Origin of the sequence: Janthinobacterium psychrotolerans, assembly GCF_001677885.1 — a bacterium.
Lineage (GTDB): Bacteria > Pseudomonadota > Gammaproteobacteria > Burkholderiales > Burkholderiaceae_D > Janthinobacterium > Janthinobacterium psychrotolerans.
Window position 1 is genome coordinate 35,373 of record NZ_LOCQ01000043.1, and the last position, 14,953, is coordinate 50,325.

Annotated in this window: 19 protein-coding genes; 3 read left to right on the forward strand and 16 right to left on the reverse strand. The window is 61.9% G+C overall.

The genetic code is table 11. The features are described 5' to 3' along the window. Positions 1–36: 36 nt before the first annotated feature. From ASR47_RS04465 to ASR47_RS04475, 3 genes are all read left to right on the forward strand, one after another. Entirely contained in the window at positions 37–531 is a 495-nt protein-coding gene (locus ASR47_RS04465; RefSeq protein WP_065306557.1) for a hypothetical protein, read from the forward strand. Between the two features lie 167 nt (positions 532–698). Next, complete coding sequence (locus tag ASR47_RS04470) at positions 699–2,540, forward strand: DUF885 domain-containing protein (protein WP_065306601.1); 1,842 nt, start codon at positions 699–701, stop codon at positions 2,538–2,540. Positions 2,541–2,981: 441 nt separating this feature from the next. Next, a complete protein-coding gene (locus tag ASR47_RS04475) occupies positions 2,982–3,485 on the forward strand; it encodes a hypothetical protein (protein WP_065306558.1) in 504 nt (167 codons plus the stop codon). 76 nt (positions 3,486–3,561) lie between these two features. On the opposite strand, the gene tatC is transcribed toward ASR47_RS04475, so the two are convergent. From tatC to ASR47_RS04555, 16 genes are all read right to left on the reverse strand, one after another. Then, entirely contained in the window at positions 3,562–4,317 is a 756-nt protein-coding gene (gene tatC / locus ASR47_RS04480; RefSeq protein WP_065306559.1) for a twin-arginine translocase subunit TatC, read from the reverse strand. After that, entirely contained in the window at positions 4,314–4,865 is a 552-nt protein-coding gene (gene tatB / locus ASR47_RS04485; RefSeq protein WP_065306560.1) for a Sec-independent protein translocase protein TatB, read from the reverse strand. Before tatB ends, tatC begins: the two co-directional genes overlap by 4 nt. A gap of 48 nt (positions 4,866–4,913) precedes the next feature. Further along, the gene (gene tatA / locus ASR47_RS04490) at positions 4,914–5,150 is read right to left on the reverse strand and encodes a Sec-independent protein translocase subunit TatA (RefSeq protein WP_065306561.1); all 237 of its coding nucleotides are present in this window, start codon (positions 5,148–5,150) and stop codon (positions 4,914–4,916) included. Positions 5,151–5,232: 82 nt separating this feature from the next. Next, positions 5,233–5,604 (reverse strand): histidine triad nucleotide-binding protein, encoded by a 372-nt coding sequence (locus ASR47_RS04495; RefSeq protein WP_065306562.1) that lies wholly within the window; start codon positions 5,602–5,604, stop codon positions 5,233–5,235. Between the two features lie 17 nt (positions 5,605–5,621). Then, complete coding sequence (locus tag ASR47_RS04500) at positions 5,622–5,993, reverse strand: phosphoribosyl-ATP diphosphatase (RefSeq protein WP_065306563.1); 372 nt, start codon at positions 5,991–5,993, stop codon at positions 5,622–5,624. Continuing rightward, a complete protein-coding gene (hisI, locus tag ASR47_RS04505) occupies positions 5,990–6,412 on the reverse strand; it encodes a phosphoribosyl-AMP cyclohydrolase (RefSeq protein WP_065306564.1) in 423 nt (140 codons plus the stop codon). Before hisI ends, ASR47_RS04500 begins: the two co-directional genes overlap by 4 nt. 30 nt (positions 6,413–6,442) lie before the next feature. Then, a complete protein-coding gene (gene hisF, locus ASR47_RS04510; RefSeq protein WP_065306565.1) occupies positions 6,443–7,204 on the reverse strand; it encodes an imidazole glycerol phosphate synthase subunit HisF in 762 nt (253 codons plus the stop codon). 59 nt (positions 7,205–7,263) lie between these two features. Beyond that, positions 7,264–8,064 (reverse strand): 1-(5-phosphoribosyl)-5-[(5-phosphoribosylamino)methylideneamino]imidazole-4-carboxamide isomerase, encoded by an 801-nt coding sequence (hisA, locus tag ASR47_RS04515; RefSeq protein WP_065306566.1) that lies wholly within the window; start codon positions 8,062–8,064, stop codon positions 7,264–7,266. Positions 8,065–8,123: 59 nt separating this feature from the next. Beyond that, positions 8,124–8,762 carry an imidazole glycerol phosphate synthase subunit HisH gene (gene hisH / locus ASR47_RS04520; protein ID WP_082988743.1) on the reverse strand — a complete coding sequence of 213 codons (639 nt, stop codon included), beginning with the start codon at positions 8,760–8,762 and terminating at the stop codon, positions 8,124–8,126. A gap of 44 nt (positions 8,763–8,806) precedes the next feature. After that, the gene (gene hisB / locus ASR47_RS04525; protein WP_065306567.1) at positions 8,807–9,397 is read right to left on the reverse strand and encodes an imidazoleglycerol-phosphate dehydratase HisB; all 591 of its coding nucleotides are present in this window, start codon (positions 9,395–9,397) and stop codon (positions 8,807–8,809) included. A 20-nt stretch (positions 9,398–9,417) separates the two neighbouring features. After that, positions 9,418–10,512 (reverse strand): histidinol-phosphate transaminase, encoded by a 1,095-nt coding sequence (gene hisC, locus ASR47_RS04530; protein ID WP_065306568.1) that lies wholly within the window; start codon positions 10,510–10,512, stop codon positions 9,418–9,420. A gap of 28 nt (positions 10,513–10,540) precedes the next feature. Continuing rightward, positions 10,541–11,440 carry a DNA methyltransferase gene (locus tag ASR47_RS04535; protein ID WP_065306569.1) on the reverse strand — a complete coding sequence of 300 codons (900 nt, stop codon included), beginning with the start codon at positions 11,438–11,440 and terminating at the stop codon, positions 10,541–10,543. Beyond that, complete coding sequence (gene hisD, locus ASR47_RS04540; protein ID WP_065306570.1) at positions 11,437–12,759, reverse strand: histidinol dehydrogenase; 1,323 nt, start codon at positions 12,757–12,759, stop codon at positions 11,437–11,439. The genes ASR47_RS04535 and hisD overlap by 4 nt, the downstream gene beginning before the upstream one ends. A gap of 17 nt (positions 12,760–12,776) precedes the next feature. Next, on the reverse strand, positions 12,777–13,442 hold the full coding sequence (gene hisG / locus ASR47_RS04545) for an ATP phosphoribosyltransferase (protein ID WP_065306571.1): 666 nt from the start codon (positions 13,440–13,442) through the stop codon (positions 12,777–12,779). A gap of 13 nt (positions 13,443–13,455) precedes the next feature. Next, entirely contained in the window at positions 13,456–14,706 is a 1,251-nt protein-coding gene (gene murA, locus ASR47_RS04550; RefSeq protein WP_065306572.1) for a UDP-N-acetylglucosamine 1-carboxyvinyltransferase, read from the reverse strand. A 3-nt stretch (positions 14,707–14,709) separates the two neighbouring features. Beyond that, positions 14,710–14,946, reverse strand: a complete 237-nt coding sequence (locus ASR47_RS04555; protein ID WP_065306603.1) for a BolA family protein — start codon at positions 14,944–14,946, stop codon at positions 14,710–14,712. Positions 14,947–14,953 lie beyond the last annotated feature (7 nt).

Genomic DNA, 14,953 nt, shown 5'->3' on the forward strand with positions numbered 1-14,953 from the left:
GCGATGATGCTTTTTCCCTGTTTGACGACCGCGCCCATGACCGATCCTCTCGCCCTACCCGACAGCAACGGCCCGCGCGCCGTCTTTTTGTGCGGCAAATCCTGGACCGCCTACACGGGAACGTTTTTCATCGCCGTGCTGCTGTTCTTTGCCGCCCTGCCGCTGGCCTTCAAGTACAACACGCGCGCCGCCTTGATCGTGCTGGCCGGCTCGGCCCTGATCGTCGGCTACCGCCTGCTGACCATCCGCAGCTATCAGCTGTATTACGACGAGGCCGGCGTCTGGCTCGCTTCCGGTATCTTGCCATGGAAGAAGAAGCTGACGGGTGTGCCATGGCGCGACCTGGGCCAGGCCAGCCATGAAACCACTTTCTGGAGCTGGCTGTTCCGCTCGTACACGGTGCGCATCAGTATGCGCAGCACCGGGCAGACGGTGATCCATGCCAGCGGCATGGCGCGCGGCAAGCATGCCGTCGACACCATCCATATCCGCCTGCGGGAGCTGCTCGACAGCCGCGCCGTCGTCGTCTGAGCCCGGGATCGTCGCGTAAAGCTGGCGCAACGCCGCCGATTGATGCTAATCTTTGGGCCGCTACGGCAAGCACAGCAAGACTGTGCAATCGTTGTTTGGTACCGGCACTATCAGTTTAATATTTACTGATAGACACAAATAACCAAATAATCAAGAGAATATTTATGATGACAAGAAATAAAGTTGCGCTCGCAGCGTTGCTGATGGCCTTCACGCTGTCGCCGGCCAGCGCCGCCAAAAAGCCGCAGAAAAATGGCAAGGCCAGCAAGTCTGCGGTCGCCAAAAAAGCTGTCGTCGGCGCCACCGCCACGGCGGCCGCAGCGGCCGCGATTGCCGGTGAAAACAGCCGCGACCGCACCATGAACTACCTGAGCGGCCAGTTTTTGAACAAGCTGTGGCAGCTCGACCCGGAAAGCGCGATTTCCGCCGGCAAATACGATGGCGCCGCCAACCTGACCATTCCCGACGCGGCCAACCGCCAGCGCCAGCTGGCTTTTATCAACGAATGGCTGGACAAATTCGGCAAGCTCGACGGCAGCAAAATGTCGGACAAACAGCGCACCGACCTGGCCCTGCTGACCAACAAGCTGCAATCGGACCGCTGGTATTTGACCACCTTCCGCGAATTCGAGTGGAATCCCGCCATGTACAACGTGGCCAGCTCGATCGACTTCATCCTCAACACGGAATACGCCTCACAGCCGCAGCGCCTGCGCACCCTGCTCAAGCGCATCGCCACCGTGCCGCAGTACTATGTGGCCGCGCGCGCCAGCATCGTCAACCCGACGCGCGAACACACGCAGCTGGCGATCGCCCAGAGCGCCGGCGTGCTGACCGTGCTCGACGACCTGAACAAGGCGGCCCAGGCCTCGATCCTGACGCCGACCGAAAAGCAGCTGTACCACGCGCGCGTCACGGCGGCCCGCACGGCCGTGCAAGGCTATGCCGCCTGGCTGACGGAGCAGGATGCCGCGCTGGCGCAGAGCGGTGCGCGCTCCTTCCGCATCGGCAAGGAACTGTACGAGCAGAAGTTCAATTACGATATCCAGGCCAGCGTCAGTGCCGAACAGATGTACCAGAAGGCCCTGGCGGCGCGCGAAAAGCTGCTCGATCACATGAACAGCCTGTCCGACGAGCTGTGGAGCAAGACCATGGGCAACGCCGCCAAGCCGCAGGACCGCAACGAAAAGATCGGCATGGTGATCGACAAGCTGTCGAGCAACCATGTGGCGCCCGCCGATTTCGTGCCGGAAATCCGGCGCCAGATCCCGCAGCTGCAGGAATGGGTCACCAGCCACAACCTGCTGACGATGGACCCGCAAAAGCCGCTGGTGGTGCGTGAAACGCCGCCCTACCAGCGCGGCGTGGCCGGCGCCAGCATCGAAGCGCCCGGCCCCTACCGTCCGCAGGACCGCACGTATTACAACGTGACGCCGCTCGACGGCGAAACGCCGGAACAGGCGGAAAGCAGCTTGCGCGAATACAACCACTGGATTTTGCAGATCCTCAATATCCACGAAGCGATTCCCGGCCATTACACACAGCTGGTCTATGCCAACAAATCGCCGTCGCTGGTCAAGTCGATCTTCGGCAACGGCGCCATGATCGAAGGCTGGGCCGTGTATGGCGAGCGCATGATGCTCGAGTCCGGTTACGGCAACAATGAAGCGGAAATGTGGCTGATGTATTCGAAGTGGAACTTGCGCAGCGTCACCAACACCATCCTCGATTACAGCGTGCACGTGCTGGGCATGACCGAGGCGCAGGCGCTTGACCTGCTGACGCGCCAGGCCTTCCAGACCAGGCGCGAAGCGACGGAAAAATGGCGTCGCGTGCAGCTGAGCTCGGTGCAACTGACCAGCTATTTCAGCGGCTACAGCGAAATCATGGATCTGCGCGAAGAGCGCAAGCAGGCACTGGGCAGCCGCTTCGTGCTGAAGGATTTCCATGAGCAATTCCTCAGCTATGGCAGCGCGCCGGTGAAAGTGATCAGGGAACTGATGCAGTAAGGCAGTCCTTGGCGGCAGGCACGAAGGCGCACGTTGAGGGCTAATGCCGTTCAGTGAGTGTCCCTACGCTCCCGGCAAACCTGCAAAACGGATTAAAAACCCAGTCTCCCGCACAGGCCGACCGGGCCAAGCGAGCCTGAAAAATGTCGAGGGCAAGGCGCAGCGACGAAGACAGTACGCTAGTACGGCGAGGAGCTGCAACGCCGCCATCGGCATTTTCTCAGGCTCGCGTCTCCGGCCCGCCATTTACGTTGGTAAGCCTTACGCATTGACATGCGTCGGACAACTTAACTGAACGGCATTACCCTCTGAGGGCGCTTTTTTTGGCTTGCGCTGCCACAAACCAGCGCCCCGCCAAAAGCGTACGCTGACCGACAACTGCCACGGCGCTTCGTCCGCTGGCATTTGCCAATTTTTCTGCTAGGCTGGAATCAAGGAGCGATGATGCATATGCCGATCCAGTTCGATACCCTCGACTACGCCAGGCGTCTCGCCTCGTCCGGCGTCCCCACCGAGCAAGCCGAAGCCCATGCGGCGGCGCTTGGCGATGTGCTGGGCAGCGCTGTCGTCGTGCACGGCGAACTGGCGGCCGTCGAACGCAATGTGCTGGGCGAAATCAAGCTCGTGCGGCAGGAGCTGAAACAGCTTGAACAGAAAATCGATGCGCGTTTCGATGCATCCGAGCAAAAGATCAATGCCCGCTTCGATGCATCGGAGCAGAGAATCAATGCCCGTTTCGAAGCATGGGAACAGAAAAGCAACGCCCGCTTCGAGGCTTGGGAACAGCGGATCGATAGCCGGGCCAGCATCGCGCAGCAAGGCCTCGATGCCCGCCTCGAACGCATGGACTTGCGCCATGGCGCCGATATCAGGCATCTTTACTGGATGATGGGCACCTTGATCCTGCTGAGCGTGGGCATACTGAGCCGGCTGGTGCTGCAGTAGCGCCGGCTGCGGGGATCAAAAAAGCCGCTGCTTCCGAGGAAGACAGCGGCTTTTTGCATGGTGCGCAGCAAAACGTCTAGGACGCTTCTTCCGGCGCCTGGGTGGCCCGCACAAACATCGGCGCGACCAGCAGGCCCAGTTCGAACAGCAAGCACATCGGCACGGCCAATGCGAACTGGCTGACGATGTCGGGCGGCGTGACGATGGCGGCGATCACAAAAGCGCCAACGATGACGTAGGGGCGCACTTCCTTGAGCTTGGCGATGCTGACCAGGCCCATGCGCACCAGGATCACCACCACCACCGGCACTTCGAAGGTGGCGCCGAACGCCAGGCACATCGACATGACGAAATCGAGATAGTTTTCAATATCGGGCGTGACCGCGATCGACGACGGTGAAAAGTTGCTGATGAAGTGAAACACGCGGCCAAACACGAAGAAATAACAAAACGCCACGCCGGCCATGAACAGCAGCGACGACGAGATGACCAATGGCGCGATCAGCCGCTTTTCATGCGTATACAAACCGGGAGCGATAAATGCCCACATCTGGTACAGCACCCACGGCAGGGCCAGAATGATGGAGATCACCAGGGTGACCTTCATCGGCACCAGGAACGGCGAAATGACGCCGGTGGCGATCATTTTCGAACCGACCGGCAGCGAAGCGATCATCGGTGCGGCAATAAAATCGTAGATCTGGGCGGGGCCGGGCCAATAGAACAGCACGGCGCAGACCACGGCGATGCCGATCGAGGCCTTGACCAGGCGGTCGCGCAACTCGACCAGGTGCGAGATAAAAGTGTCTTCCACTGGCGATTTGCTACTCATGAGTAAAAAGACGAGGGGGAGGAAGCGCTGCGCGGCCTGAAGCGCGCCACGCGGGCCGCGGCCGACTGCACGTGCTGCTTGCCGCCATGGCGCTGCTTGTACCAGCCGGGAATGGCGGAATTGCGCACCAGTTTCTTGCGGCGGAACTCGCGCGCCTTGCGCGCCAGGTCGTCCTGGGTGGCGCGCAGCATCGCTTCGTGCGCGTCATGGCCGTCGTGGTCCTGCGCCGCGTACACCGAGGTATCGCCGCGCCAGGCGTTTTCCACCTCGGCCAGGTTGCCGGAAATCGAGTTTTCCACGCCATGCATGGATTGCTCCACGCTCTGCTTGACCGAATGGGCAGCCTCCTGCACTTCTTTCTGCAGGTTTTTCAGCTCTTCGAGCTCGATTTCGCGCGTGACCTCGGATTTCACCTGATTCAGATAGCGCTGCGCCCGGCCATACAGGGTACCGGCCATGCGCGCCACCTTGGGCAGCTTTTCGGGGCCGATGACGATCAGCGCCACCACGCCAATGATGGCGATTTTAGAGAGACCGAGATCGATCATAAGCGTCCAAGTGCGTCAAACGGGCAAGGCGTCAGCCCCGCCACGCCATCAGAACTTGCTTTTCTCTTTCGTGTCGACGTCGATCGTGCTCTTGTCGGCCACTTGCGATGGCGGCACGGGAGGGGTAGTTGCCGCCGGCTTGTCGTCGTCGCCCTTGACGCCATCCTTGAAGCCCTTGACGGCCTTGCCGATGTCGCCGCCCATATTGCCCAGTTTCTTGGTGCCAAAGACCAGCATCACGATCACCAGCACGATCAGCCAGTGCCAAATACTCAATGAACCCATCACATTCTCCTTGCGGGACAGCGCCCGAGTAGCGTCAACCAATGCGGATAGTATACACGCGAACCTTGCCGGTTGCGTAAAGTCAGTGCTGGCCGCGCCAGGGGCGCGGGCCGCCATAGACGTGCATATGCAGGTGGTAGACCTCCTGGCCGCCGTCCGGACCGCTGTTGACCAGGGTCTTGAAGCCGCCCGACGGTGCGCCGTCGGCGTCCATGCTGACGGCGCAGCCGAATTCGGCCGCCAGTGTCGGCGCCAGGCGCAACAGCTTGCCCAGGATTTCCGTGTGGCTGTCGTCGCAATCGGACAGGGTCGCCACATGGCGTTTCGGGATCAACAGCAGGTGCACCGGCGCGGCCGGGTTGATGTCCTTGAAAGCCAGCAAGTCATCATCTTCATAGACGATGGTGGCGGGAATTTGTTTTGCGGCGATCTTGCAGAAAATACAGTTATCCACGGATGCTCCAGGGTTGCTCAGGGTTGGCCTGCTTCGCTGGCGTCGCGCAATTCGTCCTTGCGCGCGGCTTTTTCCTCGAGGCCGGACAGGCCCTCGCGGCGCGCCAGTTCATCGAGCACCTGTTGCGGCGTCAGGTCGAACTGGGCCAGCATGACCAGCGAATGAAACCACAAATCGGCGCACTCGTACAAGACCTTCGACGGGTCGTTGTCGCGGCGCGCATCCTTGGCGGCCATCACGGTTTCGGTGGCTTCCTCGCCGATTTTTTTCAGGATCGCATCGTCGCCCTTGGCAAACAGGCGCGCCACGTAGGAGGTGGCAGGGTCGCCGCCATTGGCCAGCTTGCGCGATTCGATCACGGCGGCAAGGCGTTTCAGGGTGTCGCTCATTTGTTCTTCGCCTGGGGGTAAATGGTGACGGGATCCTGCAGCACCGGTTCGGTGATCTGCCATTCGCCGGTCTTCTCGTCGCCCTCGAACTTCTGGAAGAAGCAGGAGTGGCGGCCCGTATGACAGGCGATGCCGCCGGTTTGCTCGATTTTCAGCAAGACCACGTCTTCATCGCAGTCGAGGCGGATTTCCAGCACTTTTTGCGTGTGGCCCGATTCCTCGCCCTTGTGCCACAATTTCTTGCGCGACCGGCTCCAGTAGACGGCTTCGCCCAGTTCGACCGTGCGCGCCAGCGCGTCGCGGTTCATCCAGGCGAACATCAGCACATCGTTGCTGCCCGCTTCCTGGGCGATCACCGGCACCAGGCCGTGTTCGTCCCATTTGACCTTTTTCAGCCATTTTGCATTGCTTGCGACCATCGTTCCGTTCTGCATGTTATCTCTGTCCTCTTAAACCAGGCGCATCGGAATGCCCTGCTGCGCCATGAAACGCTTCGCTTCCTGTACCGTATGCTGGCCATAGTGGAAGATGCTGGCGGCCAGCACCGCATCGGCGCGGCCCAGCTTGATGCCGTCGGCCAGGTCCTGCAAGCCGCCCACGCCGCCCGAGGCGATCACGGGAATGCTGACGGCGTCGGAGACGCCGCGCGTCAGGCCCAGGTCGAAACCGATCTTGGTGCCGTCACGGTCCATGCTGGTGAGCAAGATTTCACCGGCGCCCAGGCTTTCCATTTTTCTGGCCCACGCGAACGCATCGAGGCCGGTGGCGTTGCGCCCGCCATGGGTAAACACCTCCCATTTGCCGGGCGACACCTGCTTGGCGTCGATCGCCACCACGATGCATTGCGAGCCATGTTTTTGCGACGCTTCATACACCAGTTGCGGATTGGTCACGGCCGAGGTGTTGATGCTGACCTTGTCGGCGCCCGCGTTGAGCAGCCGGCGCACATCGTCGACCACGCGCACGCCACCGCCGACGGTCAGCGGAATGAACACTTGCGAGGCGACCGCTTCGATGATGTCGAAGATCAGGCCGCGGTTGTCGCTCGATGCCGTGATGTCGAGAAAAGTGATTTCGTCGGCGCCCTGCTCGTCGTAGCGGCGCGCGATTTCCACCGGGTCGCCGGCGTCGCGCAGTTCGGTGAAATTGACGCCCTTGACGACGCGGCCATTGGTCACGTCCAGGCAGGGGATGATTCGTTTTGCAAGCATGATTAATCCAGATTGTCGCCACAAGAAAACCGGGGCTTGCGCACCCCGGCGGTGCTGCCCTATGCCTCGCTGCCGGCGTCCGTATCAGGCGCGATATCGCCGCTCAGTTCGTCGGCGCGCAATTGCGCCGAAGCCAGGTCGATCGTGCCTTCGTAGATCGAACGGCCGCAGATGACGCCTTCGATGCCTTCGTCCTGCACCGCGCACAGCGCTTCGACGTCGCCCAGGTTATGCAGGCCGCCCGAGGCGATCACGGGAATTTTCACCGCTTGCGCCAGCTTGACGGTAGCCTCGATATTGATGCCGCCCATCATGCCGTCGCGGCCGATGTCGGTATAAATGATGCTTTCGACGCCATAGGCTTCGAATTTTTTCGCCAGGTCGATCACCTCGTGGCCCGACATCTTGCTCCAGCCATCGGTGGCCACTTTACCGTCCTTGGCGTCGAGGCCGACGATGATGTGGCCAGGGAAAGCGCCGCAGGCATCGTGCAAAAAGCCCGGGCTTTTCACGGCCGCCGTGCCGATGATGATGTAGCTGATGCCGGCGTCGAGGTAGCGCTCGATGGTGTCGAGGTCGCGGATGCCGCCACCGAGTTGGACCGGGATTTCGTCGATATCATTTTCCACCGCGAAGTCCTGCACGGCTTTCAGGATCGCCTTGACGGCGCCTTCATTCTTCGGTTTGCCGGCAAACGCGCCGTTCAGGTCGACCAGATGCAGCCGCCGCGCGCCTTGCATCAGCCAATGGCGGGCCATTTCGGCCGGGTCTTCGGAAAATACGGTGGCAAGTTCCATATCGCCTTGTTTCAGGCGTACGCAGTGACCGTCTTTCAGGTCGATGGCGGGAATAAGCAGCATGGTCAGTGTGGTGTAAGTTGAGTGAGAAGCAAAAGGTTCCGGGAAAAGAACAGTCAGGGTCAGGGTTGCCAGTGAACGAAGTTCTGGTACAGCTGCAAACCGGCGGCAGCGCTTTTTTCAGGATGGAACTGGGTCGCGAAAATATTATCACGGGCGACGGCGCACGCGAACGGCTTGCCGTAGACAGTCTGGCCGACCGTGTGCGCCGCCTCTTGAGGCTGAGCAAAATAGCTGTGCACAAAGTAGAAATAGGCGTCGTCGGCGATGCCGTCCCACAAGGCATGTGACGCCGTTTGCCGCACTTGGTTCCAGCCCATCTGCGGTACCTTGAAGCGCGAGCCGTCTTCCTGCAGCTGGCCGTCGAGCTGGAAGCGCACGACTTTGCCTGGCAGCAAGCCCAGCCCGGCCGCGTCGCCCTCTTCGCTGCCGTCAAACAGCATCTGCTCGCCGATGCACACGCCCAGCACCGGCTTGCTGTCGGCCGCGCGCAGCAGCGCTTCCATCACGCCCGATTCGCGCAGGCTGCGCATGCAGTCGGGCATCGCGCCCTGGCCCGGCAGCACGATGCGGTCGGCGCTGTCGATGTCAGCGGCCACGCCGGAAATGCGCACGTCCGCTTCCGGCGCCACTGCACGCAGCGCCTGCGCCACCGAGCGCAGGTTGCCCATGCCGTAATCCACCACCACAATTTTATTCATGTGTTTTATTCATTCTGAAATCTACGAAGACGACGCAAGCGACCTTACAGGCTGCCCTTGGTCGACGGAATGATGCCGGCCGCGCGCTCGTCAAGCTCGGCTGCCATGCGCAGTGCGCGGCCAAAGGCCTTGAACACGGTTTCGCACTGGTGGTGGGCGTTGGTGCCGCGCAGATTGTCGATATGCAAGGTTACACCGGCGTGATTGACGAAGCCGCGGAAAAATTCCAGCGTCAGGTCGACATCGAAGCCGGCGATCATCGCGCGCGTAAACGGAATATGGTATTCGATGCCAGGGCGGCCCGAGAAATCGAGCACCACGCGCGACAGCGCCTCGTCGAGCGGCACATAGGCGTGGCCGTAGCGGCGGATGCCCTTCTTGTCGCCGATGGCCTTGGCCACCGCCATGCCCAGCGTGATGCCGACGTCTTCCACCGTGTGGTGGTTGTCGATATGCACGTCGCCGGTGGCCTTGATATCGAGATCGATCAGGCCGTGGCGGGCGATCTGGTCCAGCATATGGTCGAGGAAGGGCACGCCCGTATCGAGCCTCTGCTGGCCGGTGCCGTCAAGGTTGATGACGACGCGAACTTGCGTCTCATTGGTGTTGCGCGTGATGTCTGCGGTGCGGTTCATGAAGGGACTCTGGCGATTAGCTAAACGAGGGATGCCTGGAAGGCATCGTAAAAAAGGGTGTTTTCTTCGGGGGTACTGACGCTGACACGCAGGCAATTGGCCAGCACAGCATGCATTTTACTCATATTTTTGACTAAAACCCGGTGGGCAAGCAGTTTGGCGCAAACATCGTCGGCGTGCGCCACACGAATCAAGAGAAAATTTGCCTTCGATGGAAATACGGTCACGCCGGGCAGCGCCGCCAGCTTGGCCGACAGCGCATCGCGCGCGTGGTTCAGCAAGGCAGCCTGGGCGTTGAGTACATCGAGGTGGTCCAGCGCGAACTCGGCCGCCGCCTGCGTGAGGATATTGACGTTGTACGGCGGGCGCACTTTCTCGAACTGCTCCAGCAAGGCTGGCGCCGCCGACATATAGCCGAGGCGTATGCCGGCCAGGCCCAGCTTCGACACGGTGCGCATCACCACCAGATTAGGAAACTCGGGCAGGCGTCCCATGAAGCTGTGCTGGGCGAACGGCTCGTAGGCTTCGTCGACCACCGCGATGCCGGTGCTGCCCAAGGCGGCAATGATGCGCTCGATATCGGCGGCCGCAAACAAGTTGCCGGTCGGATTGTTAGGATAGGCCAGGAATACCAGCGCCGGCCGGTGCTGTTCGATGGCCGCCAGCATGGCGTTCAGGTCGAGCGTGAAATCGTCATTCAATGGCACGCCAACAAAATCCATACCGGCCAGCTGCGCCGAGCGCGCATACATGACAAAGGCCGGCACGGGCGCCAGCAGCACGGCGCGCCGGGCCTCGCCCTGTTTCGCACACGCCATCGCCAGCATCGAGATCAGTTCGTCGGAGCCATTGCCGAGGATAACATCGTAGCCGGCAGGCACGCCCAGCTTGCCGCAGATGGCGGCCTTCAGGCTGGCGTACGACGGCGGATACCGGTTCAGCACGGCGCCGGCCAGGCGCGCGCCCAGCTCGTCGCGCAGCTGCTGCGGCAGCAGATACGGATTTTCCATCGCATCGAGTTTGACATAGCCGCTGGCGTCGGGCACATGGTAGGTGCCGATGGCGCGCACGTCAGGACGTACCGTGTTGTTGATTAACTGATCGAGCAAAGACATGCTGCAAACACTCCTGACATGAATGAAATTAAACGGCGGCGTCTTCGGGCACGGCGGCGCGGCGGGTTTTCCTGGCGGCCGGCTTTTTGACGGCCGGCTTGCTGGCGGTTTTCTTTTTCGCCGGCGCTGGCACTGCCGCATCCTGTTCCTGTTCCTGTTCCTGCGCCGCCAGGCGCTGTTCGATAATGGCGCAGTAATCGGAGTTCAGCTCAAAACCGACGAAATCGCGTCCGCAGCGCTTGGCCGCCAGCGCCGTGGTGCCGCTGCCCATGAACAGGTCGAGCACCACGCCGCCGGGCGGACACGATGCTTTCACCATGCGCTCGATGATTTCGAGCGGTTTCTGGGTCGGGTGGTCGGCCCGTTCCGGATGCTCCTTGTGCAGGCGCGACACGCTCCACAAATCCTTCGGGTTGTAGCCCACTTCCAGCCATTTGGCGCCGACGAAGATCGAGCGCGAACGGGCCTTCTTGGTCGCCGCGTCATACGCGATGCGCACCGCGTCGAGGTCGAAGTAATAATCCTTGCGCTTGACGAAAAAGCCGATCGTGTCGTGCACCGATGAAAAGCTGCGCACGCTGCCGCCCATCGATGGCACGCGGCGGTCCCAGATGATTTCATTCATCATCGCCATGCGCTGCTTGAGCATGACGAAGATTTCGGGCGAAAAGCGCCAGGTGGTGAAAATATACAGGCTGCCGTTGGCCTTGAGCTTGGGCAGCGCCGCATCGATCCACTGCTCGGTCCAGCGCAGGTAATCGGCCACCGTCTGCTGGTCCGAGGCATTGCCGTAATCCTTGCCCAGGTTGTACGGCGGATCGGTCAGGATCAGGTCGACCGCGCCATCGGGAATGCGCGCCAGCCCGGCCAGCGCGTCTTCGCACCAGACCCGGTTGATCCAGTCCTGCGCCGGCGCCGGCGGCGTCATTGCGGCTTCAAACGCAGTTCGGCGCTGCGCGCGTGCGCCTGCAAGCCTTCGCCATAAGCCAGCGTGGCGGCGACCTTGCCCAGGGTTTGCGCACCGGCTTCGCTGACATGAATGATCGACGAGCGCTTCTGGAAGTCGTACACGCCCAGCGGCGAGGAAAAGCGCGCCGTGCGCGAGGTCGGCAGCACGTGGTTGGGACCGCAGCAATAGTCGCCCAGCGATTCGGACGAAAAGCGTCCGAGGAACATGGCGCCCGCATGGCGGATTTTATCGGCCCACTGCTGCGGATTGTCCGCCGAAATTTCCAGGTGTTCGGCGGCGATGCTGTTGGCAATCGCGCACGCTTCTTCCATGTCGCGCACCTTGATCAGGGCGCCACGGTCGGCCAGCGAGGTGCTGATGGTGGCCTGGCGCGGCATGGTCGGCAGCAGCCTGGCAATGCTTTCCTCGACGCGCGCGATGTACTGCGCATCGGGGCACAGCAGGATCGCCTGCGCCAGTTCGTCGTGCTCGGCCTGCGAAAACAGGTCCATCGCCACCCAGTCCGGATCGGTGCTGCCATCGCACAGCACCAGGATTTCCGACGGGCCGGCGATCATGTCGATGCCGACGATGCCGAACACGCGGCGCTTGGCGGCGGCCACATAGGCGTTGCCGGGACCGACGATCTTGTCGACGGCGGCGATCGTGCGCGTGCCATAGGCCAGCGCGCCGACGGCTTGCGCGCCGCCGATGGTGATCACCCGCGTCACGCCGGCAATCGCGGCGGCGGCCAGCACCATCTGGTTCTTGATGCCGTCAGGCGTGGGCACCACCATGATGATCTCGGCCACCCCCGCCACATGGGCGGGAATCGCGTTCATCAGCACCGACGACGGATACGCTGCCTTGCCGCCCGGCACGTAAATACCGACGCGGTCCAGCGGCGTGATCTTCTGGCCCAGCACCGTGCCATCAGGCTCGGTATACGTAAACCCCTGCAGTTCGTCGCGCTGGCGCTCATGGAACACGCGGATGCGCTGGGCGGCGACCTGCAGCGCTTCGCGCTGGGCCGACGGCAGGCCATTGAGCGCCGACCGCAGTTCGGCTTGCGAGATGTCAAAAGCCGCCATTTCGGCCGCGCCACCATGCGGGATGCGGTCAAAACGGTTGGTGTATTCCAGCACGGCGGCGTCGCCGCGCGCTTTCACGTCGGCCAGGATTTTGGCGACCGAGGTTTCTATCGCGTCGTCGGTGCCCGCTTCGAACGCCAGCAGCGTGTCGAGCGACTGTTGAAAGCCATCCTGGCTTGAATCGAGCTTGCGTATCTGTATCGGCATGATGATTTCCTGCTTGATTACTTTGACTGTGATGCGCGTTCAAACGCCTCGATGATCGGTTGCAGGCGCGCGCGCTTGAGTTTCAGGGCCGCCTGGTTGACCACCAGGCGCGACGAGATTTCCATGATGTGTTCGACTTCCACCAGGTTGTTCGCGCGCAGGGTGCTGCCGGTGCTGACCAGGTCGACGATGGCGTCGGACAGGCCGACCAGCGGCGCCAGTTCCATCGAGCCATACAGCTTGATCAGGTCGACGTGCACGCCCTTGGCGGCAAAGTGCTCGCGCGCCGTATGCACGAACTTGGTGGCCACGCGCAATCGCGCGCCCTGATGCACCGCCTTCTCGTAGTCAAACCCGGCCTGCACCGCGACCGACATGCGGCAGGCGGCGATGTTCAGGTCGATCGGCTGGTACAGGCCTTCGCCACCGTGTTCCAGCAGCACATCCTTGCCGGCCACGCCAAAATCGGCCGCCCCATACTGCACATACGTCGGCACGTCGCTGGCGCGCACGATAATGACGCGCACGTTCGGATCGTTGGTCGGCAAAATCAGCTTGCGCGAGGTTTCCGGGTTTTCCAGCACGCGGATGCCGGCCGCTTCCAGGAGCGGCATGGTGTCGTCGAAAATGCGGCCCTTCGACAGCGCCAGGATCAGCTGCGAGTCATTGTTCAAACCATTCATGTTCTTGTCTTCTTTATTTGATGCGCACGATGTTGGCGCCAACCGCCGACAGTTTGACTTCCATGCGGTCGTAGCCGCGGTCGAGGTGATAGATGCGGTCGATCAGGGTTTCGCCGTCGGCGGCCAGGGCCGCGATTACCAGCGAGGCCGAGGCGCGCAGATCGGTCGCCATCACGGGCGCGCCGCGCAGCTGCTTGACGCCGGCGATGCTGGCCGTATTGCCTTCGATGGTGATGTCGGCGCCCAGGCGGTTCATTTCCTGCACATGCATAAAGCGGTTTTCAAAGATGGTTTCGGTGACGCGGCTGGCGCCATTGGCGATCGTGTTGACCGCCATGAACTGCGCTTGCATGTCGGTCGGGAAACCCGGGTATTCGGTGGTGCGGAAACTCACCGGATTCGGACGGGCCGACATTTCAGCGCGGATCCAGTCGGCGCCAAAGGTCATCGTCAGGCCCATCGCGCGCAGCTTGTCGAGCGCCGAGTCGAGAATGTCGGTGCGCACATTGCGCAGCGTGATGTCGCCGCCGGTGGCCGCCACCGCGCACAGGAAGGTGCCGGTTTCGATACGGTCGGCAATTACCGCGTGGGCCGCGCCATGCAGCTCGGCCACGCCCTGTATCACCAGGCGGCTGGTGCCGATGCCGTCGATCTTCGCGCCCATCGCCACCAGCAGGTTGGCAAGGTCGGTTACTTCCGGCTCGCAGGCGGCGTTTTCCAGGATGGTTTCACCGTCGGCCAGGGTGGCGGCCATCAGCAGGTTTTCCGTGCCGGTAACGGTGATCATGTCGGTGACGATGCGCGCGCCCTTGAGCTTGGCGCACTTGGCGTAGATATAGCCCGCTTCGATGCGGATCTCGGCGCCCAGCGCTTCGAGGCCCTTGATATGCTGGTCGACCGGACGCGAGCCGATGGCGCAGCCGCCCGGCAGCGACACTTTCGCTTCGCCGAAGCGCGCCAGCAGCGGGCCCAGCACCAGGATCGAGGCGCGCATGGTTTTCACCAGGTCGTACGGCGCTTCGAGCGAGGTGATATTGCTGCCGTTGAGCACCACGCGGTCGCCGTCCTGCCGCACTTTCAGGCCGGTCTGGCCCAGCAATTTGAGCATGGTGGCGACATCGTGCAGATGCGGCACATTCGACAGTTCCAGGTCGCCGGCGGTCAGGAGACCCGCGCACAGGATGGGCAGCGCGGCATTTTTCGCGCCGGAGATGGCGATGTCGCCGTTCAGGCGGTTGCCGCCGTTGATCAGGAGCTTGTCCATTGCTTATCCTTGGTATTCTTCAGGTGTCAGGGTCTTCATCGACAGCGCGTGGATTTCTTCGCGCATGCGGTCGCCCAGCGCCGCGTAGACGATCTGGTGGCGCTGTATCAAACGCTTGCCGGCGAATTGCGGCGAGACGATGATGGCCTGGAAGTGCTGGCCGTCGCCCTCCACTTCGAGGTGGGTGCATTCGAGGCCGGCTTGCAGATAGCCGTGGATCAGTTCTGGCGTAGTGGTCACGATAAGT

What these genes read in the sequence shown, in the direction of transcription:
- ASR47_RS04465 (WP_065306557.1), top strand. Translation starts at nt 37, where the DNA reads ATGACCGATCCTCTCGCCCTACCCGACAGCAACGGCCCGCGCGCCGTC.
- ASR47_RS04470 (WP_065306601.1), top strand. Translation starts at nt 699, where the DNA reads ATGACAAGAAATAAAGTTGCGCTCGCAGCGTTGCTGATGGCCTTCACG.
- ASR47_RS04475 (WP_065306558.1), top strand. Translation starts at nt 2,982, where the DNA reads ATGATGCATATGCCGATCCAGTTCGATACCCTCGACTACGCCAGGCGT.
- tatC (WP_065306559.1), bottom strand. Translation starts at nt 4,317, where the DNA reads ATGAGTAGCAAATCGCCAGTGGAAGACACTTTTATCTCGCACCTGGTC.
- tatB (WP_065306560.1), bottom strand. Translation starts at nt 4,865, where the DNA reads ATGATCGATCTCGGTCTCTCTAAAATCGCCATCATTGGCGTGGTGGCG.
- tatA (WP_065306561.1), bottom strand. Translation starts at nt 5,150, where the DNA reads ATGGGTTCATTGAGTATTTGGCACTGGCTGATCGTGCTGGTGATCGTG.
- ASR47_RS04500 (WP_065306563.1), bottom strand. Translation starts at nt 5,993, where the DNA reads ATGAGCGACACCCTGAAACGCCTTGCCGCCGTGATCGAATCGCGCAAG.
- hisI (WP_065306564.1), bottom strand. Translation starts at nt 6,412, where the DNA reads ATGGTCGCAAGCAATGCAAAATGGCTGAAAAAGGTCAAATGGGACGAA.
- hisF (WP_065306565.1), bottom strand. Translation starts at nt 7,204, where the DNA reads ATGCTTGCAAAACGAATCATCCCCTGCCTGGACGTGACCAATGGCCGC.
- hisA (WP_065306566.1), bottom strand. Translation starts at nt 8,064, where the DNA reads ATGCTGCTTATTCCCGCCATCGACCTGAAAGACGGTCACTGCGTACGC.
- hisH (WP_082988743.1), bottom strand. Translation starts at nt 8,762, where the DNA reads ATGAATAAAATTGTGGTGGTGGATTACGGCATGGGCAACCTGCGCTCG.
- hisB (WP_065306567.1), bottom strand. Translation starts at nt 9,397, where the DNA reads ATGAACCGCACCGCAGACATCACGCGCAACACCAATGAGACGCAAGTT.
- hisC (WP_065306568.1), bottom strand. Translation starts at nt 10,512, where the DNA reads ATGTCTTTGCTCGATCAGTTAATCAACAACACGGTACGTCCTGACGTG.
- ASR47_RS04535 (WP_065306569.1), bottom strand. Translation starts at nt 11,440, where the DNA reads ATGACGCCGCCGGCGCCGGCGCAGGACTGGATCAACCGGGTCTGGTGC.
- hisD (WP_065306570.1), bottom strand. Translation starts at nt 12,759, where the DNA reads ATGCCGATACAGATACGCAAGCTCGATTCAAGCCAGGATGGCTTTCAA.
- hisG (WP_065306571.1), bottom strand. Translation starts at nt 13,442, where the DNA reads ATGAATGGTTTGAACAATGACTCGCAGCTGATCCTGGCGCTGTCGAAG.
- murA (WP_065306572.1), bottom strand. Translation starts at nt 14,706, where the DNA reads ATGGACAAGCTCCTGATCAACGGCGGCAACCGCCTGAACGGCGACATC.